This is a genomic window from Streptomyces sp. NPDC039736, assembly GCF_055596485.1.
The window spans coordinates 18,303-41,385 of the sequence record NZ_JBVIUQ010000014.1 but is presented as its reverse complement, the minus strand read 5'-3'; the positions used below and the strand labels follow the sequence as shown (position 1 = coordinate 41,385).

Annotated in this window: 22 protein-coding genes; 12 read left to right on the top strand and 10 right to left on the bottom strand. The window is 74.5% G+C overall.

The genetic code is table 11. The annotated features are described in order from the left end of the window. Positions 1-4: 4 nt before the first annotated feature. A complete protein-coding gene (gene kdpF / locus ACZ56L_RS32125) occupies positions 5-94 on the bottom strand; it encodes a K(+)-transporting ATPase subunit F (RefSeq protein WP_345225574.1) in 90 nt (29 codons plus the stop codon). Between the two features lie 462 nt (positions 95-556). Between kdpF and dhaK the strand changes: the two genes are divergently transcribed. Genes dhaK through ACZ56L_RS32110 form a run of 3 tightly spaced genes read left to right on the top strand, consistent with a single transcriptional unit; the run spans position 557 to position 2,631 of the window. Then, positions 557-1,549 carry a dihydroxyacetone kinase subunit DhaK gene (gene dhaK / locus ACZ56L_RS32120; protein WP_345225571.1) on the top strand — a complete coding sequence of 331 codons (993 nt, stop codon included), beginning with the start codon at positions 557-559 and terminating at the stop codon, positions 1,547-1,549. A gap of 39 nt (positions 1,550-1,588) precedes the next feature. After that, on the top strand, positions 1,589-2,227 hold the full coding sequence (gene dhaL / locus ACZ56L_RS32115) for a dihydroxyacetone kinase subunit DhaL (RefSeq protein ID WP_471068129.1): 639 nt from the start codon (positions 1,589-1,591) through the stop codon (positions 2,225-2,227). Further along, entirely contained in the window at positions 2,224-2,631 is a 408-nt protein-coding gene (locus ACZ56L_RS32110; RefSeq protein ID WP_471068126.1) for a PTS-dependent dihydroxyacetone kinase phosphotransferase subunit DhaM, read from the top strand. Before dhaL ends, ACZ56L_RS32110 begins: the two co-directional genes overlap by 4 nt. A 73-nt stretch (positions 2,632-2,704) precedes the next feature. Here ACZ56L_RS32110 and ACZ56L_RS32105 read toward each other — a convergent pair whose 3' ends face one another. The 4 genes from ACZ56L_RS32105 to ACZ56L_RS32090 all read right to left on the bottom strand — a co-directional run bounded on the left by ACZ56L_RS32105 (position 2,705) and on the right by ACZ56L_RS32090 (position 6,530). Next, positions 2,705-3,226: an NUDIX hydrolase gene (locus ACZ56L_RS32105; RefSeq protein ID WP_345225564.1), complete on the bottom strand. Its 522-nt coding sequence runs from the start codon at positions 3,224-3,226 to the stop codon at positions 2,705-2,707. Between the two features lie 35 nt (positions 3,227-3,261). After that, positions 3,262-4,860 carry an apolipoprotein N-acyltransferase gene (gene lnt / locus ACZ56L_RS32100; RefSeq protein WP_471068123.1) on the bottom strand — a complete coding sequence of 533 codons (1,599 nt, stop codon included), beginning with the start codon at positions 4,858-4,860 and terminating at the stop codon, positions 3,262-3,264. Between the two features lie 298 nt (positions 4,861-5,158). Further along, the gene (locus ACZ56L_RS32095; RefSeq protein ID WP_345225560.1) at positions 5,159-5,725 is read right to left on the bottom strand and encodes a hypothetical protein; all 567 of its coding nucleotides are present in this window, start codon (positions 5,723-5,725) and stop codon (positions 5,159-5,161) included. Continuing rightward, positions 5,703-6,530 (bottom strand): glutamate racemase, encoded by an 828-nt coding sequence (locus ACZ56L_RS32090; protein ID WP_471068119.1) that lies wholly within the window; start codon positions 6,528-6,530, stop codon positions 5,703-5,705. The genes ACZ56L_RS32095 and ACZ56L_RS32090 overlap by 23 nt, the downstream gene beginning before the upstream one ends. Positions 6,531-6,619: 89 nt before the next feature. On the opposite strand from ACZ56L_RS32090, the gene ACZ56L_RS32085 reads away from it, so the two are divergent. Then, positions 6,620-7,813 (top strand): glycosyltransferase, encoded by a 1,194-nt coding sequence (locus ACZ56L_RS32085; protein WP_471068116.1) that lies wholly within the window; start codon positions 6,620-6,622, stop codon positions 7,811-7,813. Between the two features lie 25 nt (positions 7,814-7,838). On the opposite strand, the gene ACZ56L_RS32080 is transcribed toward ACZ56L_RS32085, so the two are convergent. Further along, positions 7,839-9,251 (bottom strand): TerD family protein, encoded by a 1,413-nt coding sequence (locus ACZ56L_RS32080; RefSeq protein ID WP_345225552.1) that lies wholly within the window; start codon positions 9,249-9,251, stop codon positions 7,839-7,841. 173 nt (positions 9,252-9,424) lie between these two features. On the opposite strand from ACZ56L_RS32080, the gene ACZ56L_RS32075 reads away from it, so the two are divergent. The 4 genes from ACZ56L_RS32075 to ACZ56L_RS32060 all read left to right on the top strand — a co-directional run bounded on the left by ACZ56L_RS32075 (position 9,425) and on the right by ACZ56L_RS32060 (position 14,209). Further along, entirely contained in the window at positions 9,425-10,024 is a 600-nt protein-coding gene (locus ACZ56L_RS32075; RefSeq protein ID WP_401763216.1) for a DUF6643 family protein, read from the top strand. Positions 10,025-10,100: 76 nt separating this feature from the next. Further along, on the top strand, positions 10,101-10,931 hold the full coding sequence (locus tag ACZ56L_RS32070; protein WP_471068113.1) for an MOSC domain-containing protein: 831 nt from the start codon (positions 10,101-10,103) through the stop codon (positions 10,929-10,931). A 95-nt stretch (positions 10,932-11,026) separates the two neighbouring features. Next, entirely contained in the window at positions 11,027-11,698 is a 672-nt protein-coding gene (locus ACZ56L_RS32065; protein ID WP_468690679.1) for an Rv1733c family protein, read from the top strand. Between the two features lie 102 nt (positions 11,699-11,800). After that, positions 11,801-14,209: a right-handed parallel beta-helix repeat-containing protein gene (locus ACZ56L_RS32060; protein WP_468690681.1), complete on the top strand. Its 2,409-nt coding sequence runs from the start codon at positions 11,801-11,803 to the stop codon at positions 14,207-14,209. Here the strand turns inward: ACZ56L_RS32060 and ACZ56L_RS32055 are convergent. After that, on the bottom strand, positions 14,206-16,605 hold the full coding sequence (locus ACZ56L_RS32055; protein WP_471068111.1) for a hypothetical protein: 2,400 nt from the start codon (positions 16,603-16,605) through the stop codon (positions 14,206-14,208). The genes ACZ56L_RS32060 and ACZ56L_RS32055 overlap by 4 nt on opposite strands. Before the next feature lie 337 nt (positions 16,606-16,942). Between ACZ56L_RS32055 and ACZ56L_RS32050 the strand changes: the two genes are divergently transcribed. Then, the gene (locus ACZ56L_RS32050) at positions 16,943-17,776 is read left to right on the top strand and encodes a DeoR/GlpR family DNA-binding transcription regulator (protein ID WP_471068108.1); all 834 of its coding nucleotides are present in this window, start codon (positions 16,943-16,945) and stop codon (positions 17,774-17,776) included. 61 nt (positions 17,777-17,837) lie between these two features. Beyond that, positions 17,838-18,314, top strand: coding sequence for an SRPBCC family protein (locus ACZ56L_RS32045; RefSeq protein ID WP_471068104.1), 477 nt, complete (start codon positions 17,838-17,840; stop codon positions 18,312-18,314). Here the strand turns inward: ACZ56L_RS32045 and cds1 are convergent. Further along, positions 18,311-19,489 carry an L-cysteine desulfhydrase Cds1 gene (cds1, locus tag ACZ56L_RS32040; protein WP_471068100.1) on the bottom strand — a complete coding sequence of 393 codons (1,179 nt, stop codon included), beginning with the start codon at positions 19,487-19,489 and terminating at the stop codon, positions 18,311-18,313. The two genes, ACZ56L_RS32045 and cds1, sit on opposite strands and share 4 nt — an antisense overlap. 377 nt (positions 19,490-19,866) lie before the next feature. Between cds1 and ACZ56L_RS32035 the strand changes: the two genes are divergently transcribed. Both ACZ56L_RS32035 and ACZ56L_RS32030 read left to right on the top strand, forming a co-directional pair. Continuing rightward, positions 19,867-20,181 carry a hypothetical protein gene (locus tag ACZ56L_RS32035; RefSeq protein WP_471068098.1) on the top strand — a complete coding sequence of 105 codons (315 nt, stop codon included), beginning with the start codon at positions 19,867-19,869 and terminating at the stop codon, positions 20,179-20,181. Positions 20,182-20,384: 203 nt separating this feature from the next. Further along, the gene (locus ACZ56L_RS32030) at positions 20,385-20,897 is read left to right on the top strand and encodes an ATP-binding protein (protein ID WP_471068095.1); all 513 of its coding nucleotides are present in this window, start codon (positions 20,385-20,387) and stop codon (positions 20,895-20,897) included. Between the two features lie 201 nt (positions 20,898-21,098). On the opposite strand, the gene ACZ56L_RS32025 is transcribed toward ACZ56L_RS32030, so the two are convergent. Both ACZ56L_RS32025 and ACZ56L_RS32020 read right to left on the bottom strand, forming a co-directional pair. Beyond that, a complete protein-coding gene (locus tag ACZ56L_RS32025; protein WP_345225535.1) occupies positions 21,099-21,746 on the bottom strand; it encodes a maleylpyruvate isomerase N-terminal domain-containing protein in 648 nt (215 codons plus the stop codon). Positions 21,747-21,777: 31 nt separating this feature from the next. After that, entirely contained in the window at positions 21,778-23,022 is a 1,245-nt protein-coding gene (locus tag ACZ56L_RS32020) for an ROK family protein (RefSeq protein WP_345225534.1), read from the bottom strand. Positions 23,023-23,083 lie beyond the last annotated feature (61 nt).

The following is a 23,083-nucleotide window of genomic DNA, read 5'->3' as shown; positions in this document are numbered from 1 at the left end:
GGGCTCAGAACCTCTCCGGGTACACAAGGGCGAGGATCAGATAGCCCAGCAGGGCGACGGCCACGATCAGGCCGACGACGTTCTCGGCGGTCACAGCTTCGTCACCCCCTTGGCGACGAGTGCCACCAGCGCGAAAACCGCGAGCGTGGTGACGACGAAGGCCAGATCGGCCATCGCGGGCTCCTGGATGCAGTGGGTGAACAGAGGCAGGTCTCACGACCGGGGCCCACGACCTGCGCCGTGCGCCCCGGGATGAGCCAAGCCCCTCGCACCCCCCTTCTGACCTGCGTTGACGCACCCCTGACGCGGATGGCGCCGCTCTTGACGCGTCCTGTACGAGCCTTGACGCCCTCCATACGCACCCCCGCCTCCGCCCGTGCCTGCGGGGCGTACGGGCAGGGCTCCGGGGCCGGCCCCGGAGCGCATGGGAGCCGGCCTCCTGGACCGCGGCCCGCCGGACCGGGCCGCCGGACTCGGCGCGGTCCCGTTGACCCGGGGGCCCGATTGAGCCAGCGTCGGTACCGGCCCGTCCCGCCCGCCCTTCCTGGAGGTACGCATGAGGATGCTGATCAACGTTCCCGAGAGTGTCGTCGGCGACGCGCTGCGGGGCATCGCCGCCGCGCATCCCGAACTCGCGGTCGACGTCGAGAACCGGGTGGTCGTACGGCGGGACGCGCCGGTGGCCGGGAAGGTGGGGCTGGTCTCCGGGGGCGGCAGCGGGCACGAGCCGCTGCACGCGGGGTTCGTGGGGCCGGGGATGCTGTCGGCGGCCTGCCCCGGGGAGGTCTTCACCTCGCCGGTGCCCGACCAGATGGTGCGCGCCGCGGCCGCCGTGGATTCCGGCGAGGGCGTCCTGTTCGTCGTCAAGAACTACACCGGTGACGTGCTCAACTTCGACATGGCCGCCGAGCTCGCCGAGGAGGAGGGCATCCGGGTGGCACGGGTGCTGGTGGACGACGACGTCGCCGTGACCGACAGCCTCCACACGGCGGGGCGGCGCGGCACCGGGGCGACCCTCTTCGTGGAGAAGATCGCCGGGGCGGCGGCGGACGGGGGCGCGCCCCTGGAGCGGGTCGCGGAGGCCGCCCGGAAGGTGAACGACTCGGCGCGCAGCTTCGGCGTGGCGTTGAGCGCCTGCTCGACTCCGGCCAAGGGCAGCCCGACCTTCGAACTCCCGCCGGGCCAGCTCGAATTGGGGATCGGCATCCACGGCGAGCCGGGCCGCGAGCGCCGCGCCATGATGACCGCTCGGGAGATCGCGGACCACACGGTGGACGTGCTCCTGGACGACCTCCGCCCGACCGGTCCGGTCCTGGCACTCGTGAACGGCATGGGGGCGACTCCCCTGTTGGAGCTGTACGGGTTCAATGCCGAGGTGCAGCGCGCCCTTTCGGGCCGGGGGGTGGCCGTGGCCCGTACCCTCGTCGGGAACTACGTCACGTCGCTCGACATGGCGGGCTGTTCGGTGACGCTGTGCCAGGTCGACGAGGAGCTGCTGCACTGGTGGGACGCACCGGTGCAGACGGCCGCTCTGCGCTGGGGACGGTGAGCCGACGTGCCGTCGGAAGCTTTCCAGGAGAGGACTGTGATGCTGGATTCCGCGTTCTTCCACCGCTGGACGGTCGCCGTGGCCGCCGCCGTGGACCGGGAGGCCGACCGGCTGACGGAGCTGGACTCCGCGATCGGGGACGCCGACCACGGCAGCAACCTGCGGCGGGGCTTCGCGGCCGTTGCCCGGGCGCAGGGCGAGGGGCCGCCGGGCTCCCCCGGCGCCGTGCTCGGCTCCGCGGGCCGGAAGCTGATCTCCACGGTGGGCGGGGCCTCCGGCCCGCTGTACGGAACCCTCCTGCGCCGCACGGGCAAGGCCCTGGGCGAGTCCGCCGAGGTCTCCCTGCCCGCGTTCGCGGCGGCACTGCGCGCCGGAACGGACGCCGTCGCCCAGTTGGGCGGTGCGGCTCCCGGCGACAAGACGATGCTGGACGCGCTGCTTCCGGCGGTGGACGCGCTGGAGGCGGCGGCGGCGGAGCAGCAGGAGGACGTCGCGGCCGCTTTCCGCGCCGCCCGGGACGCCGCCGAGAGCGGTGCCCTCGCCACCGTGCCGCTGCGGGCGCGCAAGGGGCGGGCCAGCTATCTCGGGGAGCGCAGCGTCGGCCACCAGGACCCCGGGGCGGCGTCCGCCGCACTCCTCTTCCGTACGCTCGCGGCGACCGCCGAGGCCGACCGATGAGCGGCGCGAGGGTGGGCCTGGTGCTGGTCTCGCACAGTGCGGCGGTGGCCACGGCCGTCGCCGAGCTGGCGCGGGGCCTGGCGGGCGGCGGGCCGACCGCCCCCGTCGCGGCGGCGGGCGGCGACGTCGACGGGGGCCTGGGCACGAACGCGGACCTCGTCGCCCGGGCCGCCCACGAGGTGGACGAGGGCGCGGGGGTGGCGGTCCTGGCCGACCTGGGCAGCGCGGTCCTGACGGTGAAGTCCCTGCTCGCCGACGAGGACGAACTACCCCCGAACACGCGCCTGCTGGACGCCCCCTTCGTGGAGGGCACGGTCGCCGCCCTGGTCACCGCCTCGACGGGGGCGGACCTGGACATGGTGGCGGCGGCCGCCTCGGAGGCGTACACCTACCGGAAGACGTGAGCACGGCGCCCCCTCGGGGGCGCGGGGAACCGCGCGAGCAACCACCACCGACCGCCCCGTGCGGCCGCCCCCCTCAGTGCCCGGCGGGCGTGACCCCCACCCCCGCCACCCCCAGCGCGAACTCCCCCGGCTGCGCGAACCACGTCGGTTCGTCCGCCAGCGCCTGCTCGATCCGGAACGTCGCGAACTCCCGCATCCCGGGCAGCGCGTCGACCTCGAACCAGCCGACCTCCAGCGACTCGTCGTCGTTCACCCGGGCCTCGCCGCCGGTCGCCCGGCAGGCGACGGTCACGTCCATGAACTGGCAGATGTCGCCGTTCCCGTACTGCACAGCCCGCAGCGTCTGCACGAGCACGACCCGCTCGACGACGCACTCGACGCCGGTCTCCTCGTACACCTCCCGTACGGCGGCCTCGGCGGGCTGCTCCCCCGGCTCGGGAATGCCGCCGACGACGGACCACTCCCCGTTGTCCGACCGCCGCCCGAGCAGCACCCGCCCCCGCTCGTCGAAGACGACGGCGGTCACGCCGGGGAGGTAGAGAAGCTGGTGCCCGGCAGTGGCACGGATGTTCTTGATGAAGTCGGGAGTAGCCATGCTCCCGACCCTAAGGGACCGGACACGGCACCTCCTCAGGCGCCCTGCGCGCCCCGGCGCGCCCGCACCCGCCGGACCACCGCCCCCACCACGCCCGCCGCCCCGAGCAGCCCGAGGAAGACCTCGGGTCCGATGCCCAGCCGGGTCGCCGGGGTCAGGGACGACCGCAGCGGCACCTTCGCGACCAGCGCGTCCGGCACGAACATGCCGGTCTGCTGGACGACCGTGCCGTCCGGCCGGATGACCGCGCTGACGCCGCTGGTCACCGGCACCAGGACCGCCCGCCCGTGCTCGGCGGCCCGCACCCGGCTCATCGCGAGCTGCTGGTAGGTCATCTCGCTGCGTCCGAAGGTGGCATTGTTGCTGGGCACGGCGATGACCTGGCCCCCGTGCAGCACGGTGTCGCGCACGGCGTCGTCGAAAGCCGCCTCGTAACACGTCACCAGGCCGACCCGGGTGCCCGCCATGTCGAAGACGCCGACCTTCTCGCCGGGTCCGAAGTCGCGGCGCACCCGGTCGACGTCCTTGCTGAAGACGCGGGCGACGTCCCGCATCGGCATGTACTCGCCGAACGGCTGGATGTGCCGCTTGTCGTACGTGTCGACGGGGCCGCGTCGCGGGTCCCACTGGATGAGGGTGTTGCGCAGCGGGCCCTTCTCCGGCGTGAGCACCGCGCCGATCGCGACCGGGACGCCGATCTTGCGGACGGCCCGGTCGATGACGGCGCGTGCGTCGGCGTTGCGGTACGGGTCGAGGTCGGAGGAGTTCTCCGGCCAGACCACGAAGTCGGGCCCGGGCTTCGTACCGGCCGCGACTTCGTCGGCGAGCTGCTCCGTACGCCGGGCGTGGTTGTCGAGCACCGCACGCCGTTGGTCGTTGAAGTCCAGGCCCAGGCGGGGCACGTTGCCCTGGATGAGGGCGGCGGTCGCGGTGCCGTCCTCGGCGGAGTCGTCCAGCAGCGGACGCGTGGCGAGCGAGGCGATCAGCGGGACGACGACGGCCAGTGCCGCCGCCACCGCCCCGGCGCGCGGGAGCCGCTTCGTACGCCGGTACGCCAGGGCCTGCCTGACCGCCTCGTAGAGGCCGAAGCCGCACAGTGCGACCGCGAAGCCCACCAGCGGGGTGCCGCCGAGCGCGGCCAGCGACAGGAACACGCCGTCCGCCTGCCCGAAGGCGATCTTGCCCCAGGAGAAGCCCTCGAAGGGGAAGCGGGCCCGCGCGCCCTCCCCCACGATCCACAGCCCGGCCGCCCACACGGGCCAGGCGGGCAGCTTGGAGGTGCCCGCGACGCCCATGCCGACGAAGCCCACGAAGACCGCTTCGGCGATGGTCAGCGCGATCCACGGAACCGGCCCCACCTCCTCGCCGGTCCAGGACAGCAGCGGCAGCAGGAAGCCGAGCCCGGCCACCAGCCCGAGCCCGAACCCGGCCCGCGGCCTGCGCCCGTGCAGGGCCCAGCCGAGCAGGGCGAAGCCGGGCAGGGCCAGCCACCACAGGGGGCGGGGCGGGAAGCTCGCGTACAGCAGCAGTCCTGACACGGCGGCCGCGAGGGTGCGCACCAGCCACATTCCTCGGCGGGGTGCGGCCGGGGCAGGTTCCGGCGGGGCTGCTACGGGGGTGATGGTCGCGCTCACCCGGCGGAGTCTACGGTGGCCGCAGCCCGCGTGAGCAGGGCGGTCCCGCCCGTGGGCCGACCGGGAAGCATCGTTCCTGCGGTGTCCTGCGCGCTGCGTCCGCCCGGGGCCCGGGACCACTCCGCCCCGCGGCTCGCAGCACGGGCGCGACCGCTGCGCTCCGCGGGCGGACCTCCAGGGGCGCGACCAGCCACGACGCATCCGTGCCCGGCCCCGCCGGTCCGTTCCGGCCCCGCCGGTCCAGGGGCGGGCGGCCGGGGCGGCGGCCCGGCGACGACGGCCCCGCCCGCCCCGTGCCTCAGCGGTCCGCCGGGCCCAGCCCGCACCGGCTCCGGATCACCCGTACCGCCTCCGCCGCGCCGTCCACCGTCACGGTGAAGGTCCGCCCGTCGCCGAGTCTGAGCACCACCGCCTCGCCCCGCCGGACGACCACCGCCATCCCCTGCTCGGGCCGCCACCGGTAACCCCAGCCGCCCCACTGGCGGGGCGTGACCCGGGGGTCCAGTTCGGCCCCCACCACGTGCGACAGCGGAATCCGCCGCCGCGGCAGCCCGATGTGGCCGCAGCGCACCTCCAGGGCCTGGTCGTCGACCCTGACCGCGACGTGCACGAAGGCGAGCGTCCCGAAGATGACCAGCAGCCCGACCGCGATGCACCCCACCACGGACATGACCAGCGGCACGGCGCCGTGCGTCCCGGACGAGTCGACGGCCAGTTCGATGCCGAGGGCCAGGAACGCCGCGCCGGCGGCCGCGAGCAGCCACTGGGCGCGATTGGTGGCACGGCCCTGCCAGACGGCGGTGCCGGTGGGGGCGGACTCGCTCGGGAGACCGTCGGCGTCGTCAGCGCGGGGGAAGTCCCTCATGCGTAGCAGCGTACTCACGTTCTGCGGTCATGGCAGCGAGCAGACGGCCCTCGGTGTACGCGAGGGCCGGGGCGGTGAGGCCCGCGGAACGCCGTCCGCTCAGCAGAACCGTCAGGCGGGACGCCGGATCGGCGGCCGGCGCGGGCTCCAGACCGGCCCTGCGCAGAGCCTGCGCGGCCACCGCTTCCGCCGACCCCATGAGCGTGAGCGGGGCCGGGGGGCCGGGCCGCCGCAGCGCCGCCCGGATGCGGTCGGCGACCAGTTCGTAATGGGTGCATCCCAGGACGACGGTCCTCACCTCCGGCGGGGTCAGCGCGGCCGCGGCCGCCACCGCGCGGTCGATCGCCTCCTCGTCGGCGGTCTCCAGGGCGTCGGCGAGTCCGGGGCAGGGCACCTCGGTGACCTCCACGCCCTGCGCGAAGTCGCGGATCAGCCCGCGCTGGTACGGGCTTCCGGTGGTGGCCGGGGTCGCCCAGATCGCGAAGGGGCCGCCCGAAGCCGCGGCGGGCTTGATCGCGGGAACCGTCCCAATCACCGGAATCCCCGGCTCCAGTTCGGCCCGGATCGCGGGCAGGGCGTGCACGGTCGCGGTGTTGCAGCCGATGATCAGCGCGTCGGGCCCCTCGGCCGCCGCCGCGCGGGCGACGGCCAGCGCGTGCGCCCGGATGTCGTCGGGAGTACGCGGCCCCCAGGGCATTCCGTCGGGGTCGGAGGCGACGACGAGGTCGGCGTCCGGGCGCATGCGGTGCACCGCCGCGGCCGCCGCGAGCAGGCCGATCCCGGAGTCCATGAGCGCGATCTTCACCCAGTCACCTTAGACGACCGGCCCGAAACTCCCCCCTGAGCCCTGCGCGCGCCCCCGGAAGCCGTCGCTCCTGCGGCAGACTGCGACGGGTGAGCGTCGTCGCGTGGATCGCCGTGGGATCACTGACCGTCTGGCTGTGGCTGCTGCTGTGCCGGGGCTTCTTCTGGCGCACCGACCAGCGCCTGCCGCCGCGCGCCCGCCCCGCCGAGGGGCAGTGGCCGTACGTGGCCGTGGTGGTGCCCGCGCGCGACGAGGCCGAGGTGCTCCCCGACAGCCTGCCCTCGCTGCTGGCCCAGGACTATCCGGGCGGCGCCGAGGTGATCCTGGTGGACGACGGCAGCAGCGACGGCACCGGCAAGCTGGCCCGCGCGCTGGCGGGGCGCCACGGCGGACTGCCGCTGACCGTGGTCGCCCCGGGCGAGCCGGAGCCGGGGTGGACGGGCAAGCTGTGGGCGGTGCGCCACGGGATGGCGGCCGCCCGGGAGAGCAGCCCCGCGTACCTGCTGCTCACGGACGCCGACATCGCCCACGAGCCGGACAGTCTGCGGGAGCTGGTGGCCGCGGCGCTGCCGGACGCCCAGGGGCGCGGCGGCTTCGACATGGTCTCCCAGATGGCGCGGCTGCGGGTGAGGACCCCCTGGGAGCGGCTGATCGTCCCGGCCTTCGTGTACTTCTTCGCGCAGTTGTATCCCTTCCGGTGGGTCAACCGGGGCACGGGGCGCACGGCGGCCGCCGCGGGCGGCTGCGTGCTGCTGCGCACCGAGACGGCCGTGCGCGCACAGGTGCCCGAGTCCATTCGGGGAGCGGTCATCGACGACGTGTCGCTGGCCCGTGCGGTGCGCCGGTGCGGCGGGCGGATCTGGCTGGGGCTGGCCGAGCGGGTGGACAGCGTGCGCCCGTACCCGGGCCTCGGCGACCTGTGGCGGATGGTCGCCCGCAGCGCGTACGCCCAACTGCGGCACAACCCCGTCCTGTTGCTCGGTACGGTCCTCGGCCTGGCCCTGGTGTATCTCGCGCCCCCGTACGCCCTGGCCACCGGGCTGCTGACCGGCGACACGGCGGCCGGGTGGGCGGGGCTCGGGGCCTGGGCGGTGATGGCGGCGACGTACCTGCCGATGCTGCGCTACTACCGCCAGAACCTGGCCCTGGCCCCGCTGCTGCCGGTCACGGCGCTGCTCTACGCGCTGATGACGGTGGACTCGGCCGTGCGGCACCACCGGGGCCGGGGCGCGGCCTGGAAGGGGCGGACGTACGCCCGTCCCCGGACCGCGCCCGACCGCTGATCCCGCGACGGGCGGGAAGCGGGGGCTACTTGCGGCCCGGGGTCCAGTTCATGCCCCAGCCGTAGGCCTGGTCGACGGTGCGCTGCGGGCTGACCCCGCGCTGCGGCACCAGGTACTGGGCCTCACGACGGACCGTCAGGTCGCCGTTCTCGTAACTGATCAGGGCGAGCGCGGCGACGGTGGAGGGCACCGTGCACTCGTCGAGGGAGAAGTCGATGGGCGCGCCGTTCTGCGGGGTGAGCGTGACGGTGGCGTGCAGGTCGGCGAAGGAGCGCGCGCCCTCGTAGATGGTGACGAAGATCAGGACGCGGCGCAGCCGGTCCTTGTGGTCGAGGTTGATGGTGAGGTTCTCGCCGGAGGAGACCGCTCCGGTGCGGTCGTCGCCGTCGAGGTGGATGTACGGCGGCTGGTTCAGCGCGCCGAAGGCGTTGCCCAGCGCCTGCACGACGCCCTTGCGGCCGTCGGTGAGTTCGTAGAGGGCGCACAGGTCGAGGTCGAGGTCGGCGTGCTGGGCCATGGCGCGGCCGAGCTTGCTGCCCCAGCCCTTGAACTGCTTGCGGGACTCCCAGTTGAGGTTGACGCGCATGGCGCCGCCGGTGCCGCCCTGCTTGGCCAGCGAGACGGTCGGCGAGGACTTGGTGAGCGTGACCTTGGTCAGCCGCACCGGGGAGGGGGCCGCGGCGGCGGGCGGCGGCGTCGCGTGCGAGGGCACCGGGGCGGACGGCACGGTGGGGGCCGCGGGCATGGTCGGAGCCGTGGGCACCGGCGCGGGCGGCGGGGTGGAGCCGGGCGCCGTCGGCCACACCGGGGCCTGGGGGGTGGCGGAGGCGGTGGCGGGCGTGGGCCAGGACGGGGCGGTGGGGATCGTGGGGGCCGGGGTCACCGGGGCGGGCGCCGGGGCCGGCTGCTGCGGTTCGTCGACCGTGATGCCGTAGTCCGTCGCGAGCCCCTCCAGACCGCTGCTGTACCCCTGGCCGACGGCGCGGAACTTCCAGGCGCCCTGCCGGCGGTAGAGCTCGCCGAGGACGAACGCCGTCTCCACGGTGGCGTCCCGGCTGTCGAAGCGGGCGAGCTCCGCGCCGTTCGCCGCGTCGAGGACGCGGATGTGGAGCCCGGGCACCTGCCCGAAGCTGCCGCCGTCGGCGGAGGCGGCGAGCACCACGGTCTCCACGGCGCTCTCCACGCGCGCCAGGTCGACCCACACGGTGTCCGTGACGATGCCGCCCGCGCCGGGCCGCTTGCCGTCGTGCCGGACCGCGCCCGAGGCGTGGACGGGCTGGTTGTAGAAGACGAAGTCGGCGTCGGAGCGCACCCGCCCGCCGGTGAGCAGCAGCGCCGACGCGTCGACGTCCGGCACCCCCGGCCCGGACCCGCGGCCCACTTCGATGCGCACGGACTGTGCCGGCACCGGCACATTGGTTCCCTTAAGCATGGACATGCTCGCCCCCAACGCGAGTCGAAATGAACCGTTCCTTACCCGATCCTGACGCCACAAGACGACCGATTTTCCCAAGTTCGCTCTGATTAGTGACCCAGGGCTACCCAGAACGCGCGAAACAACACTCTTACCGGACTCCCCTTACAGAACATCTTGGGCTTAACTTATGTGCCATGACCTCCCCCCGCTCCACCTATGGCGGCGGTTACTATTCCGCCCCGTCCTTCCCGGACACCCCGATCTACGACTCTCTCGTCGCGGAGCGCGGTACGCCCCAGATCGCCCCGATCCGGGTGCCCGCCATGTACGACACCGGCAACAGCCATCTGCCGGCCCTGCCGGCTCTGTCGTCGGGCCTTCCCGCACTGCCGGCCGCACCCTCCCACCCGCAGCCCGGGTACGGCTATCCCCAGCCCGCACAGGCGCAGCCCCCGGCCGCTTACCAGCAGGCGCCGCACCTCCAGCAGGCCCCGGCGCCGCAGCTGCAGAACGCGCCCGCCCCGTACATCCCGCAGCAGGCGGCCCCGCCGCGCGGTTACCAGGGCGCACAGCAGCCCCCGCAGATGCAGCGCCCGCAGCCGCAGCGCCCGGTCGCGCCGCAGATGCAGCAGATGCAGACGCAGATGCAGCAGCCCCAGCAGCAGCCGCAGCGCCCGGTCGCACCCTCCGGGTACGAGGCGATGCGCCCGGTGGCCCCGCGCCCCGCACCGGCCGCGGCGCCGTACGAGGACCCGTACAACCGCCAGTACCAGCAGGGCGGTCGGGGCTACTAGCCCCTGTCGGCAGCGGCGCACCGGAGGCTCGCAGCAGGCTCGGACAGATGTCCGAGCCTGCTGGCAGGATGGGCCCATGACCAACGACGTGTCGGTGCACGCGCTGCACTTCTATCCGGTGAAGGCGACGCGGGGCTGCGCTCCCCGCGAGATGGCGATCGAGCCGTGGGGGCCGGCGGGAGACCGCCGCTGGCTGGTGACCGACGCGTCGGGCAGGGCCGTCACCCAGCGCGAGTACGCGCGGATGGCGCTCGCCTCCTCGGAGCCGCTGCCGGGCGGTGCGGTCCGGGTGTCCGCCCCCGGCCGCGAACCCCTCGACGTTCCCGTGCCGCAGCCCGTGCGCACGGTGCCGGTGGTTCTCTTCGGCGAGACGTACGAGGCGGTGCCCGCCGGTTCCGCGGCCGACGCGTGGTGGAGCGCGTACCTGGGCGTCGAGGCCCGCCTGGTGCACCTGGACGATCCGGCCGTCCGCCGCCCGGTCGACCCGGCCTTCGCCGGGCCGGGCGAGACGGTGAGCTTCGCCGACGGCTTCCCGCTGCTGGTCACCACGCTGGCCTCGCTGGACGCCCTCAACTCCCTGATCGCACAGGGCGATCTGCCCGACGAGGGCCCCCTTCCGATGAACCGGTTCCGGCCGAACGTGGTGCTCGCGGGAGCCGCCCCGTGGGCCGAGGACCAGTGGCGGCGGATCACGATCGGCGGTCTCGCCTTCCGGGTGGCGAAGCCGTGCGGGCGCTGCGTCGTCACCACCACCGACCAGGCCACCGCCGAGCGCGGCAAGGAACCGCTGCGCTCGCTGGCCCGGCACCGCAAGTTCGGCAAGAGCCTGGTGTTCGGCCAGAACCTGATCCCCGAGACGGCCGGTGTGCTGCGGATCGGCGACCCGGTGGTGGCCGAGGCACCATAGAGTTCTGTCCCGATTCGGCCGAATGAGCGGGCCCCTCGCCGGGAACTCGCCGATGCGGCAGGCGCGTTGAGCCGGCGCGGAAGGGGATCGGGACGGTGCGAGCAGCGGACGGGCCGCGAGGGCCCGCGACGGAAGCGCGGCGGGTCCCGCCGGCCCGCGCCCGGCGGACGGCTTCGGGCGTGTGGCGCTGGCGGCACAGTCCGCTGTGCCGCCCCACCGACCGGGCCGAGGCCTGGGTGGCGCTGGTCGCCCTGGTGCTGATCGGCGTCGCCGCCCCCGCCGTCGGACTGGTGACGGGCCTGCGGGCGAACGCCTCGCTCCAGCGGGAGGTGGTCGAACAGCACCGGGAGCGGCACGCGACGACGGGCACCGTGCTACGGCCGGCGCGCGAGGGAAGCCGCCCCGGCGGCGCGCAGGCGGGCGCCGGATACGCCGGGCCGGTCACTGTGCCGGCGAGCTGGACCGCGCCCGACGGCAGCGCACGCACCGGGCGGGTCGCCACGGTCCGCGGCAGCGCCGAGCCGGGCGACACCTTCCCGCTGTGGACGGACGACCGGGGCCGGCTCGTGAACCGGCCCGTGACCGCCTCGACGGCCACCGCGCAGGCGGCCCTGACGGGCTTCGGGGCGGGCGCCGTGTCGGCCGGACTCGCCCACTGCGTACGGCTGCTGGTCGTACGACGGCTCATGCGTCGGCGGTACGAGCGGCTCGACCGGGCGTGGGCGAAGGTCGGCCCCGAGTGGGGCAGGGCGGGCACGGGCGGCTGACGCCGCGGCGACCCGGTCAACCGCGCCTCCCCCGCGCGCTACGGTGGTGCAGCGAGATCAGCGCGAGCAGCGGGACGCACGAGGTGGGGGCACGCACACGCCATGGCACAGGGCACGGTCCAGGTGACGCACTCCGGCACTTCCAGGTGGCGGCGCCGCACGGGTGAGTACGACTCCCTCGCCGCCGCCCTGGAGGCCGCGGGGGACGGCGACGTCCTCACCATCGCTCCGGGAACGTACCGGGAGAACCTCGTGGTGCGGCGCGCGGTGACGCTGCGCGGTGTGGAGGGTGCGGCCGGGTCGGTGCGGATCGCTCCGACGGACGGTGTGGCGCTGACGGTGCGCGCCTCCGCGGTGGTGCAGGACCTGAGTCTGGAGGGCCAGGACTCGGCGGCGCCCGCCCTGTCGGTGGAGGACGGCACCCCGGAGTTCGAGGGGCTGCGGATCGTGACGCGCTCGGCCGTCGGCATCGAGGTGCGCGGGGCGGCCCGGCCGACGGTGCGCCGGTGCACGGTGGACAATCCGGGCGGCGTCGGCATCGGCGTACTGGACGGCGCGGGCGGCCTGTTCGAGGAGTGCGAGGTCGTCGCGGCCGGACAGGCGGGGGTGTCGGTCAGCGGCGGGGCGCATCCCCGGCTGGAGCGGTGCTCGATCCATCACACGTCGGGCTCGGGGCTCGCGGTGACCGGCGACGGCTCCGGGGTGGAGGCGATCGGCTGCGAGATCTACGAGGTCAAGGGCACCGGCGTGCAGGTCTCCTCGCGCGGCGCGGGCCACCTGACGGAGTGCTCGGTGCACCGGACCTCGGCGGACGGCGTCACGCTCGACTCGGACGCGGTGCTCACGCTCTCCGACTGCGACATCCACGACATCCCGGAGAACGCGATCGACCTGCGCGGCCGCGCGGTCCTGACGCTGTCGCGCACGACGGTGCGCCGCTTCGGCCGCAACGGGCTGTCCGTGTGGGACCCCGGCACCCGGGTCGACGCCAACGGGTGCGAGATCCACGACAGCACGGGCGACTACCCGGCGGTGTGGGTCAGCGACGGCGCGACCGTCGTGCTGGACTCCTGCCGGGTGCACGACGTGCCCGACGCGGTCTTCGTCCTGGACCGGGGTTCGCGCGCGGACATCGTCGACAGCGACCTCTTCCAGGTGCGCAACACCGCCGTGTCGGTGAGCGACGGGGCGACCGCGCAGCTCGACGACTGCCGGATCAAGGAGGCGTCCACGGGCGCCTGGTTCCGCGACCACGGCAGCGGCGGCACCCTCGCGGGCTGCACCATCGACGCCGTGCAGACCGGCGTCATCGTCACCAAGGGCGCCGACCCCCGGATAGAGCGCACCACGGTCAACTCCCCCGCCGAATCTGGTTTCTACGTCTCCGCGGAGGGCCGCGGCACCTTCCACGCCTGCCGGGTCGCGGGCAGCAGCGGCTACGGCTTCCACGTCATGGACGGCTGCCGTACGACGCTGACGCGTTGCCGCACCGAGCGGTGCGTGCGCGGCGGTTACGAGTTCGCCGAGGACGGCCCCCTGGTCGAGGACTGCACCAGCGACGAGAGCGCCGTCAGGGCGGCGGCGGTCGAACCGCCGCCCGCCGTCCGCACGGCCGTCCAGATCCCCGGGCTGCTCTCCACCGTCCCGGTGGCGCGGCCCGTGACGGCCGTCCCTGCCGCACCGGTCGACCCTCAGGACGCCCGTTCCTCGCAGGACGTGCTCGGGGAGCTCGACGCGCTGGTCGGCCTGGAGAGCGTGAAGCGCGAGGTGCGGGCGCTCACCGACATGATCGAGATCGGCCGGCGCCGCCAGGAGGCGGGCCTGAAGGCCGCGTCCGTCCGCCGCCACCTGGTCTTCACCGGCTCCCCCGGCACCGGCAAGACGACCGTGGCCCGGCTGTACGGAGAGATCCTGGCCTCCCTCGGGGTGCTGGAGCGCGGGCACCTCGTGGAGGTGTCCCGGGTGGACCTGGTCGGCGAGCACATCGGGTCCACCGCGATCCGCACCCAGGAGGCCTTCGACAAGGCGCGCGGCGGGGTGCTGTTCATCGACGAGGCGTACGCGCTCTCGCCCGAGGACTCCGGCCGGGACTTCGGCAAGGAGGCCATCGACACCCTGGTGAAGCTGATGGAGGACCACCGGGAGGCGGTGGTGGTGATCGTCGCGGGCTACACGGACGAGATGGAGCGCTTCCTGACCGTCAACCCCGGTGTGGCGTCCCGTTTCTCACGGACCATCACCTTCTCCGACTACGAGCCGGACGAGCTGCTCAGGATCGTCCGGCAGCAGGCCGACGACCACGAGTACCGGCTCGGGACGGGCACGCCGGAGGCACTGCTGAAGTACTTCACGGCGCTGCCCAAGGGCCCCGCGTTCGGCAACGGCCGTACCGCCCGGCAGACGTTCGAGTCGATGGTGGAGCGGCACGCGGGCCGGGTCGCCCAGTTCACCGAGGTGTCCACGGACGACCTGACCCTGCTCTACCCGGACGACCTGCCCGAACTCCCTTAGCCGTGCGGGGTGTTCTGCCGGGGCAGGTTCGTCTCCGGCAGCCGGTCGAGGAGTGCGTCGCGCTCGGCGGCGAAGACGGGGTCGGCCTGGTAGTCGGAGTGGCCGAGGATCGGTGCGGGCAGGGGGTGCGTACGGGTGCGCCCGTAGGCGAGGGGGTCGAGGAGCGCGTCGTGGTCCACGGGGTGGCGGCCCTCGTCGGGGACGACGCGGACCGGGCCTCCTATCGGGTCGGTGTGCCGCCAGAGGTTGCGCCAGCAGTCGACCTCGTCGTGCAGGTGGCGCAGGCAGGCCGGGCCGAAGTAGGCCGGGAACCAGCGTCCGTACAGCCGCTCCAGCGGTGCGCCGTACGTCAGCAGGGCCACCCGGCGGCGGGTGCGCCGCGGGAGCTGCCACACGGCGGCCGCGGCCAGCACGCTGCCCTGGGAGTGGCCGGAGATGACCAGGCGGCCCCGGGTGCGTTCGGTCCAGGTGGCCATCCGCCAGGTGAGGTCGGGCACCGCGCGTTCCGCGTAGCAGGGCGGGGCGAAGGGGTGGGCGGCGCGCGGCCAGAACGTGCCGACGTCCCACAGGATGCCTATGGTGCGGCGCGCCTTGGGGTCGCGGTAGGCGCGCCGCCCCCAGGTGACCAGGAGCAGGAAGCCGAAGCCGATCAGCCAGGAGCCGAGCGACTGCGCGGTGTGCGCGACGGCCTCCACCGGTGACGGAGTGCCCTCGGCGGCGCGGCCGGGCACCTCGTCGTACAGGACGGCCCCGGTCAGGGCGATGCCGCCGAGGACGAGGGTGGCTCCGGACAGTGCGGCGAGCATGCGGGGGGCGTGGTCGGTGAGCTCGGCAGCGGCGCGGGCGAGGGCGATGCGGCCGGTGCGCACGGGGTCGGGCCGCTCGGTGGGGTGTCCGGCCTCGACGACGGGGCGCAGCGCGGCGCGCAGCCGCCAGGTGCGCACCCCGTAGTACAGGGCGAGCGCGAGCAGGACCAGCAGCAGCGGCGGGATGACGGAGGCCTGCCAGGTCAGCAGGACGGGCGGACCGGCGAGGGGTGCGTCGGGTCCGGTGGCCATGCCGGGGGTGCCGGAACCGTCGAGCCAGTCGGCGACGCGCTGGGCGACACCGCCGGTCATGACGCCGCCGAGCGCGCAGGCCAGCATGGCGACGGCGGGTCCGCCGAGTCCGCGCATGGCGGTGCGGGCGACGGGCGCGCGGCGGTCGAGGAGCACGGCGGTCACGGCCAGCGCGAGGACCAGCAGCAGTTGGGCGAGGGTGAGCAGGCCGAACGACCGGGCCCCGCCGTCGAGCCGGCCCACCGAACTCCACGCCGGCCGGGACCAGCCCGCGTACAGGACGGCGAGGACCAGCCCGACGAGCGCGCCGGCCGGGAGCAGGCCGACCAGGGCGCGGTCCAGGGCGGTGTCGAAGCGGGACTCGGTGCGGCCACGCCGGCACACCACCCAGACCACGACGACCGCACCGGCCAGGAGCGCTCCTTGGAGGGCCCAGCCGCACACGTCCAGGACGGTGCTGTCCGCCGCGCGGTCGTGGCGGGCGGTGGCGGCGGTGAGGGCCGCGGCCACGACGAGGAATCCGGCGGCGGTGTGCGCGGCGCGCAGCCGGGCGACGAGGCGGCGCCCGTACCAGAAGCCGGGGCGGCCGAGTGCGGGTCCGGCCGCGTCCTCCTCGGCGCCCGGCAGCGGCTGCTGGGACTCGTAGGCGCTCCAGGTGCGGTGCGAGAGGTACCAGAGCAGCCCGGTGAGGGCGGCGGGGACGAGCGCCGCCAGCGCGATCCGGCGGCCCGGCTGGCTCCACCAGCCGCCGTGCGCGGTGGACAGGAAGCCCAGCCAGGACTTCTCGCCGGAGCAGGACGCGGAGCCCGCGCACTGCCAGGCGGTGAGGTCGAGGGCCACCTCGCAGGCCGCGGCGACGAGCAGGAGGGTGAGGGTGAGGGCGACGAGGCGCACCAGGACGCCGTAGAAGCGGACGGTCCGGGCGCTCCCCCCGGCGGTGGGGCGCATCCAGTGCGCGAGGTTGACGACCATGAAAGGCAGCAGGAGGAGCCACAGCGCCCGGATGCCGTTGCCCGAGGTGAGGTTGGACCAGACGTACGCCTCGGGGATCGGCTTGTTCCGGTGGTCCCCGGGGCGGTCCTCGGCGTCGACGTCCTCGGTGCGGCGGAACACGGCGGCGGTGGCGTCGCCGGTGACGCGGGTGGTGCGCGGGTCGCCGAGCATCTCCTCGGGGGTGGCCCCGCCGACGCCGTGCACCAGGAGTTCCAGGGCGGGGGCGTCGGGGTCGGTCTCGGTGTCGGGGTCGGGGGCTTCGGGGACACGGGGCCCGGGGGTGTGGGCAGGGGCGCGGCGGGTCTGCGGAGGGGGGCCGTCCGGGGCGGCGGGGGCAGCGGGCACTGCGGGACTCGCTCTCGTGCGTGTGCGAGGGGGCTCTCGTGCGGATATGGGGGGCGCGGGTGAGGGGGAGGCGGATGCGGCACACGGGGCCGTGGGCCGGCGGGTCGCCGTACCCCTGTTGTACCCGTCCGCCGTACCCGGCCACTCCCGGTCGCACCAGGGGTTTTCAGCATCCCGGACGCGCCTCCCGCCGCCCGCCCCCACCACGGTTTCTTCGCACGTCGCCCCCCGCCGTCGCACGCCCGGGCGCCCTTCACACCGGTCGTGGAGGCGTGTTGGCGCCCCGTGCGAGGATGAACAGCCCCTGACAGCGTCGTGGAAAGGACCCGGGCCCGCAGTGACCGAGAATCAGAACCTGCTCGCCGAACAGCGCCGTGCCCTCATCCTCGACGAGGTGCGCCGGCGCGGCGGGGTGCGGGTCAACGAGCTGACCCGGCGGCTGAACGTGTCGGACATGACGGTCCGCCGCGACCTCGACGCACTGGCCCGCCAGGGGGTCGTCGAGAAGGTGCACGGCGGCGCGGTCCCGGTGGCGGAGGCGAGCACGCACGAGCCCGGTTTCGAGGCCAAGTCGGCGCTGGAGCTCTCCGCGAAGGAGGACATCGCGCGGGCGGCGGCCGCGATGGCGGTGCCGGGCAGCGCGGTGGCGCTGTCGGGGGGCACGACGACGTACGCGCTGGCCAGGCACCTGCTGGACGTGCCGGACCTGACGGTGGTGACCAACTCGGTGCGGGTGGCGGACGTGTTCCACACCGCGCGCCAGGCGGGCGGGGACACCGTCGGTGCGGCGACGGTGGTGCTGACCGGCGGGGTGCGCACGCCGTCGGACGCGCTGGTGGGTCCGGTCGCCGACCGGGCCATCGCCTCGCTCCACTTCGACGTGCTCTTCCTGGGGGTGCACGGGATATCGGCCGAGGCGGGCCTGTCCACGCCGAACATCGCGGAGGCGGAGACCAACCGCCGGCTGGTGGGCTCGGCGCGCCGGGTGGTGGTGGTCGCGGACCACACCAAGTGGGGGACGGTGGGCCTGAGTTCGTTCGCCGCGCTGGACCAGGTGGACGCGTTCGTGACGGACCGGGGCCTGTCGGCCGCGGCGCGCGAGGAGCTGGCGGAGCATCTGCCGGGGCTGGTGGTGGCGGGCGAGAGCCCCGACGGTCCCGAAGACTTCTGACGTCACGTCAACTACCGTTGCGCGCAACCGTCTTCCGCCGCTCCTCGGAGGTGCGTGCCGCATGGTCCGCCGACTGCGGGGTGTCGGGCTCGACTTCGCCGAGTCCGCGCCCGTACGCCTGGTCTTCGCCGCCGAGGTCGCGGCCGGACCCGATGACGTGTACCGGGCGCTGGCCGAGGAGACGCAGGCGTGGCCGCGCTGGTTCACCGCCGTGACCTTCGCCCGGCCGACGGACGGGGGCCGCGAGGTGCGCCTCAAGGGCGGCACCAGGTTCCTGGAGACCGTCGTGGCGGCCGAGCCGGGCCTGCGGTACGCGTACCGGATCGACGTCACCAACGCCCCGGGCGTCACCGCGATGCTGGAGGAGTGGCGCATGTGGCCCACCGGGGCGGCCACCCGGGTGCAGTGGACCATGGCCGTCGACGGCCCGGCCCCGCTGCGGCTGGTGCTGCGGGCGGCGCGCCCCGGGGTGGGGCGCTCCTTCCGGGCCGCGGTCCGTGCGCTGGACCGCCGGCTGGCGGCCCGCGACAGGGGCTAGGGCCAGACTCCCGTACGGAGGAACTCCGCCATGGCCATCGCGTACGGCTCGATGTCCAGCCCCTGCTCGGCCAGCCACGCGTCGGAGTAGTACTTGTCGAGGTAGCGGTCGCCGGGGTCGCAGATCAGCGTCACCACACTGCCCCTGCGGCCCTGTTCCACCATCTCCCCGACGATCTTCAGCGCGCTCCACAGGCCGGTGCCGGTCGAGCCGCCCGCCTTGCGGCCCAGGGCCGCCTCCAGGGCGCGTACGGCCGCCACGCTCGCCGCGTCGGGGACCTTCATCATGCGGTCGACGGCCCCGGTGACGAACGAGGGCTCCATCCGGGGGCGGCCGATGCCCTCGATGCGGGAGCCGCAGTCGCTGGTGGCGAGCGGGTCGTGGTCGTTCCAGCCGTCGAAGAAGCAGGAGTTCTCCGGGTCGGGCACGCAGATGAAGGTGTCGTACTGCATGTAGTGCACGTAGCGGGCGATGGTGGCGGAGGTGCCGCCCGTGCCGGCGGTGGCGACGATCCAGCTCGGCTCGGGGTAGCGCTCAAGACGCAGCTGCTGGTAGATCGACTCGGCGATGTTGTTGTTGCCGCGCCAGTCGGTGGCCCGCTCGGCGTAGGTGAACTGGTCCATGTAGTGTCCGCCGGTCTCGGCCGCGAGGCGGGCGGACTCCTCGTACATCTTGCGGGAGTCGTCCACGAAGTGGCACTGGCCGCCGTGGAACTCGATCAGGCGGCACTTCTCGGCGCTCGTGGTGCGCGGCATCACCGCGATGAAGGGCACCCCGATGAGCTTCGCGAAGTACGCCTCGGAGACGGCGGTGGACCCGCTGGAGGCCTCGATGACGGGGCGGTCCGGCCGGATCCAGCCGTTGCACAGCCCGTACAGGAACAGCGAGCGGGCCAGGCGGTGCTTGAGGCTGCCGGTGGGGTGCGTCGACTCGTCCTTGAGGTAGAGGTCGATGCCCCACTGCTCCGGCAGCGGGAAGCGCAGCAGATGGGTGTCGGCCGACCGGTTGGCGTCCGCCTGCACCTTGCGCACCGCCTCCTTCAGCCAGGCGCGGTAGGCGGGGTCGCTCCGGTCGACGTCGACCGTCGGCACCGCGATGCTGCCCGCCGGGGGGCCGGCCGGGGGTGCGTCGGCCCCCGCGGCGGGGCCGCGTCGTGCCGGTTCGCTGCTGCTCATCCGCGCCACTCCTCGTGCTGCTCTGTGCTGTCCCGTGCGGTGTCGTACGGCCTCCGCGGGACCCGAAGGGGTCCTGTGGGGCGCGGTCCGGAGACTGCTGTGCCCGCGGCATGCGCGCCCGGCACAGCGATCTCCCACTTGCCACTGTAAGCCGCCCACCTGCACAAACGTTCACTTTGGGCAGCCATAGCACTCCCTTGTGTCACCGCTCGGGGCGCACTGGGGGCGCAGAGGTGGAATGCCCCCTTCAGTGCGCCTGCCCCCCTGGTGTGCACGCCCCCCGCCGTGCAGACTGCCCAGAGACAGCGGGGGTACGAACGGGGGCGAACCACGACGTCCGCACCGGCACAGCAGCACGGGAAGGAGACGAACAGCCCATGGCGGAACCCGACTTCAGCGTGCGGGGAGTGAGGATCGAGCGGTGGCCCCGCTCACTCACCAGGGCAGGACAGGTCGTCGTACGGGACGGCGTACTGGCGTTGCTGCGAAGCGACGGCCAGTTGATCGACAGCGCGCCGCTGGGCACGGTGACCGCGGGCAAACCGTGGTTCGCCGGCGGCGACCGCACGGTGGCCCGCCTCAACGGCATCCGCTACCGGCTCACCTCCGCCGAGGTGGGCGGACGCCTGCTGAACGCGCTCCGGTCGGTGGGGATGCCGGGCGGCGCGCGGAGCGGTACGGCACGTGGCTGAGGGGGCGCGCCGGACGGAGCCGCCGCCGCGGACCGGAGGAACGCGAGTTGCGTGGTGCCGTCCATGGGTCCACTCTGGCGGTATCTCACTCCGGGTGCTTCCGCGGTGACGCTGCGAAGCAGCCCGCCGCTCAGCTCGAACCGCACCCCTCACACCGAAGCTCTTCGACCGCCTTCCGGACCTCACCCCGGGGAGTCGCAGCAGTGATCAACCATCCCAGCAGGCACTGCACGGTGAAGCTCCAAGCTGCACCGGCGCGGATCGGCCAAGTCCGCAGGATCGTTTCCGCACAATTGCGCTATTGGCAACTGGACCCGTTGATCGGCCCGGCGGCACTCGGCGTGACCGAGCTGCTGACCAATGTCCATCAGCACGCACAGCCCGACAAGACGTGCACCGTGGAGATCGAGCTGCTCTTCGACCGGCTCACGGTGTCCGTCCACGACCACGACCCCCGGCCGCCCACGGTGTGCGCGGCGGAGCCGCTCGACACCGGCGGGCGCGGGCTCGCGCTCATCGCGGCCGTCAGCGACGACTGGGGCGTGCGCCAGGAGGGCGACAAGGGCAAGACCGTGTGGTTCGCGCTGCCCGCCTCCGCTCCCCCGCCCGCCGCCGACACCGCCCTGGAGCCCGCGACGGTGGTGGCGCTGACGCAGCGCCCGGAGCGCGAGCGCAGCAAACGCGGCCGGAAGGCCCGGACCGCGGCGGTGGGCTGACCGAAAACCGTGTTCCGCGACGGCCGGCCCGGGTCCCGGGCCGGCCGCTCGGCGTGGGGCGGCACCCCTCCGGGCATGGGGCGGCACCCCTCCGGAGGAAGGGTCTGCCCTCGGCGCGGGGGAATCCTTTCCGTGCGCCGGGTCTTCCTCCGGCGCGAGGGGTCGTCCCTCACCGTCTTCCTCCGACGCGAGGGGCCTCCCTCAGCGCGGGGCGCCGTACCAGCGCCATTCCGCCAGGCGCTCGCGGCCCGCGAGGTCTCCGCGTCCGGTGGCCCACAGCAGGGTGGGCCAGGGGTCGGCGCCGCCGGGGACGTGCGGGAAGAGGCGGTACAGGGCGCGGGCGCACAGGTCGGCGGGCGGTTCCCAGGCGGCGAGGCCGAGACCGGTCGTCAGGTCGTGGGTGTGCACGAGGATCTCCACGACGCTCATGGCGATGAAGCCCTCGGGGTCGGAATCGCCGTAGACGTGGTACGCCCTGGCCTCGGGCGGCTTCACCGACACCACCGCGTGCATGATCGCGGCGGCCGCCTCGAACGCGGCCAGCATCCCCTCGGGGCCCGCGGCGCGCTCGACGTGCACGGCGTTGTCGGGGCCGCCGGGGCTTTCGGCGGTCCGCCGGTAGGGCACGTTGGAGCCGGTGCGCTCGGCGGCGAGCTTGGCGGCGTACGAGAACAGGTCGTCGATCAGGTGCTCGGCCGTCTCCCAGCAGTCCCACTCCAGCCCCCCGGCCGGGACGCTCCAGTCGGCGTCGCGGGCGGGGCGCAGGGCGGCGACGGCCAGGTCGGCGGCCAGTCGCAGGTCGGCGGGGGTGAGCCGGGTGCCGGGGGCGTCGGCGGGGGTGAGGGTCATGCGCGGACCGTACCAAGCCCGCCGAACGCGGTCACCGTCCCTTTCCGGCGCCGGCCGCCAGCGCGGCGAGCGGATCGTCCAGCACCGGCTGCCAGGCCAACTCCGCCGCTCCGACCAGGGAGTTGTGGTCGAGGGTGCCGGGGAGGATCGGCACCCCGCCGCTGCGCCCCCACAGGCTGCGGTCGGCGACGACGGCGCGCAGCCGCTCGGGGGCGGCGGCCAGCAGGGCCTGGTGGAGGCCGCCGAGGACGATCCGGTCCGGGTTGAGGATGTTGACGAGCCCGGCGAGACCGAGGCCGAGCCGGTCCACGAGGGCCTCGGCGGCCGCCCGTACCGCCTTGTCCGCGTACTCCTCACGGAGCAGGTCGCGGGACTGCTGGAGCAGCGAGACCTCGGGGCCCGGGGTGCGGCCGGCCTCCGCGAGGAAGGCGAGCGGGTCGGTCTCCACGTCGAGGCAGCCCCGGCTGCCGCAGTGGCAGGGGCGTCCCGCCGGGTTGACGGTGAGGTGGCCGACCTCCAGGGCGAGGCCCGAACTCCCGCTGTGCAGGCGGCCGTCGAGGACGAGGGCGCCGCCGACGCCGCGGTGTCCGGTGGCGACGCAGAGCAGGTGCCGCGCGCCGCGGCCCGCACCGTGCCGGTGTTCGGCCAGCGCGGTCAGGTTGACGTCGTTGCCGGTGAAGGCGGGGCCGTCGATCCCGGCGGCGGCGACGTGCTGGGCGAAGATCTCGCGGACCGGGGCGCCGGGGGGCCAGGCGAGGTGGAGGGGGTTGAGGGCGGTGCCTTCGGGCTCCGCGACGGCGGAGGGGACGGCGAGCCCGGCTCCGGCGCAGCGGCGGCCGGACTCCGCCAGCAGGCGGGCGCCCGCGTCGACGACCGCGCCGATGACCTGGGCGGGATCGGCGTCGACGTCCTGGCAGCCGGGAGCGGTGGCCACGATCCGTCCGCCGAGGCCGACGAGGGCGGCCCGGTAGCCGTCGGAGTGCACCTGGGCGGCGAGCACGACCGGGCCGGTGTCGTCGACGGTCAGCCGGTGCGAGGGGCGGCCCTGCGATCCGGCGGCGGCGCCGGGGTTGGAGTCGACGCGGATCAGGCCGAGCGCTTCCAGTTCGGCGGCGACCGCGCCGGCCGTGGCGCGGGTCACGCCGAGTTCGGCGGTGAGGACGGCGCGGGTCGGGGCGCGGCCCGTGTGCACGAGCTCCAGCGCGGGTCCCAGCGCTCCTCTCCCCCGGTCCAACTTCGTCCTGGCGCTGGCCACCCTGGTCCCCTCGGCGTTCATGAAGCCGAGTCTGCCACGCTCCGGAAGCGCCTTGCCCCGCCCGGGCGGCTCCCCCTATGCT

Excerpts from the sequence above, each read along its gene's own strand:
- dhaK (WP_345225571.1), top strand. The coding sequence starts at position 557 with ATGAGGATGCTGATCAACGTTCCCGAGAGTGTCGTCGGCGACGCGCTG.
- dhaL (WP_471068129.1), top strand. The coding sequence starts at position 1,589 with ATGCTGGATTCCGCGTTCTTCCACCGCTGGACGGTCGCCGTGGCCGCC.
- ACZ56L_RS32110 (WP_471068126.1), top strand. The coding sequence starts at position 2,224 with ATGAGCGGCGCGAGGGTGGGCCTGGTGCTGGTCTCGCACAGTGCGGCG.
- ACZ56L_RS32105 (WP_345225564.1), bottom strand. The coding sequence starts at position 3,226 with ATGGCTACTCCCGACTTCATCAAGAACATCCGTGCCACTGCCGGGCAC.
- ACZ56L_RS32095 (WP_345225560.1), bottom strand. The coding sequence starts at position 5,725 with ATGAGGGACTTCCCCCGCGCTGACGACGCCGACGGTCTCCCGAGCGAG.
- ACZ56L_RS32080 (WP_345225552.1), bottom strand. The coding sequence starts at position 9,251 with ATGTCCATGCTTAAGGGAACCAATGTGCCGGTGCCGGCACAGTCCGTG.
- ACZ56L_RS32075 (WP_401763216.1), top strand. The coding sequence starts at position 9,425 with ATGACCTCCCCCCGCTCCACCTATGGCGGCGGTTACTATTCCGCCCCG.
- ACZ56L_RS32070 (WP_471068113.1), top strand. The coding sequence starts at position 10,101 with ATGACCAACGACGTGTCGGTGCACGCGCTGCACTTCTATCCGGTGAAG.
- ACZ56L_RS32060 (WP_468690681.1), top strand. The coding sequence starts at position 11,801 with ATGGCACAGGGCACGGTCCAGGTGACGCACTCCGGCACTTCCAGGTGG.
- ACZ56L_RS32045 (WP_471068104.1), top strand. The coding sequence starts at position 17,838 with ATGGTCCGCCGACTGCGGGGTGTCGGGCTCGACTTCGCCGAGTCCGCG.
- cds1 (WP_471068100.1), bottom strand. The coding sequence starts at position 19,489 with ATGAGCAGCAGCGAACCGGCACGACGCGGCCCCGCCGCGGGGGCCGAC.
- ACZ56L_RS32035 (WP_471068098.1), top strand. The coding sequence starts at position 19,867 with ATGGCGGAACCCGACTTCAGCGTGCGGGGAGTGAGGATCGAGCGGTGG.
- ACZ56L_RS32025 (WP_345225535.1), bottom strand. The coding sequence starts at position 21,746 with ATGACCCTCACCCCCGCCGACGCCCCCGGCACCCGGCTCACCCCCGCC.
- ACZ56L_RS32020 (WP_345225534.1), bottom strand. The coding sequence starts at position 23,022 with ATGAACGCCGAGGGGACCAGGGTGGCCAGCGCCAGGACGAAGTTGGAC.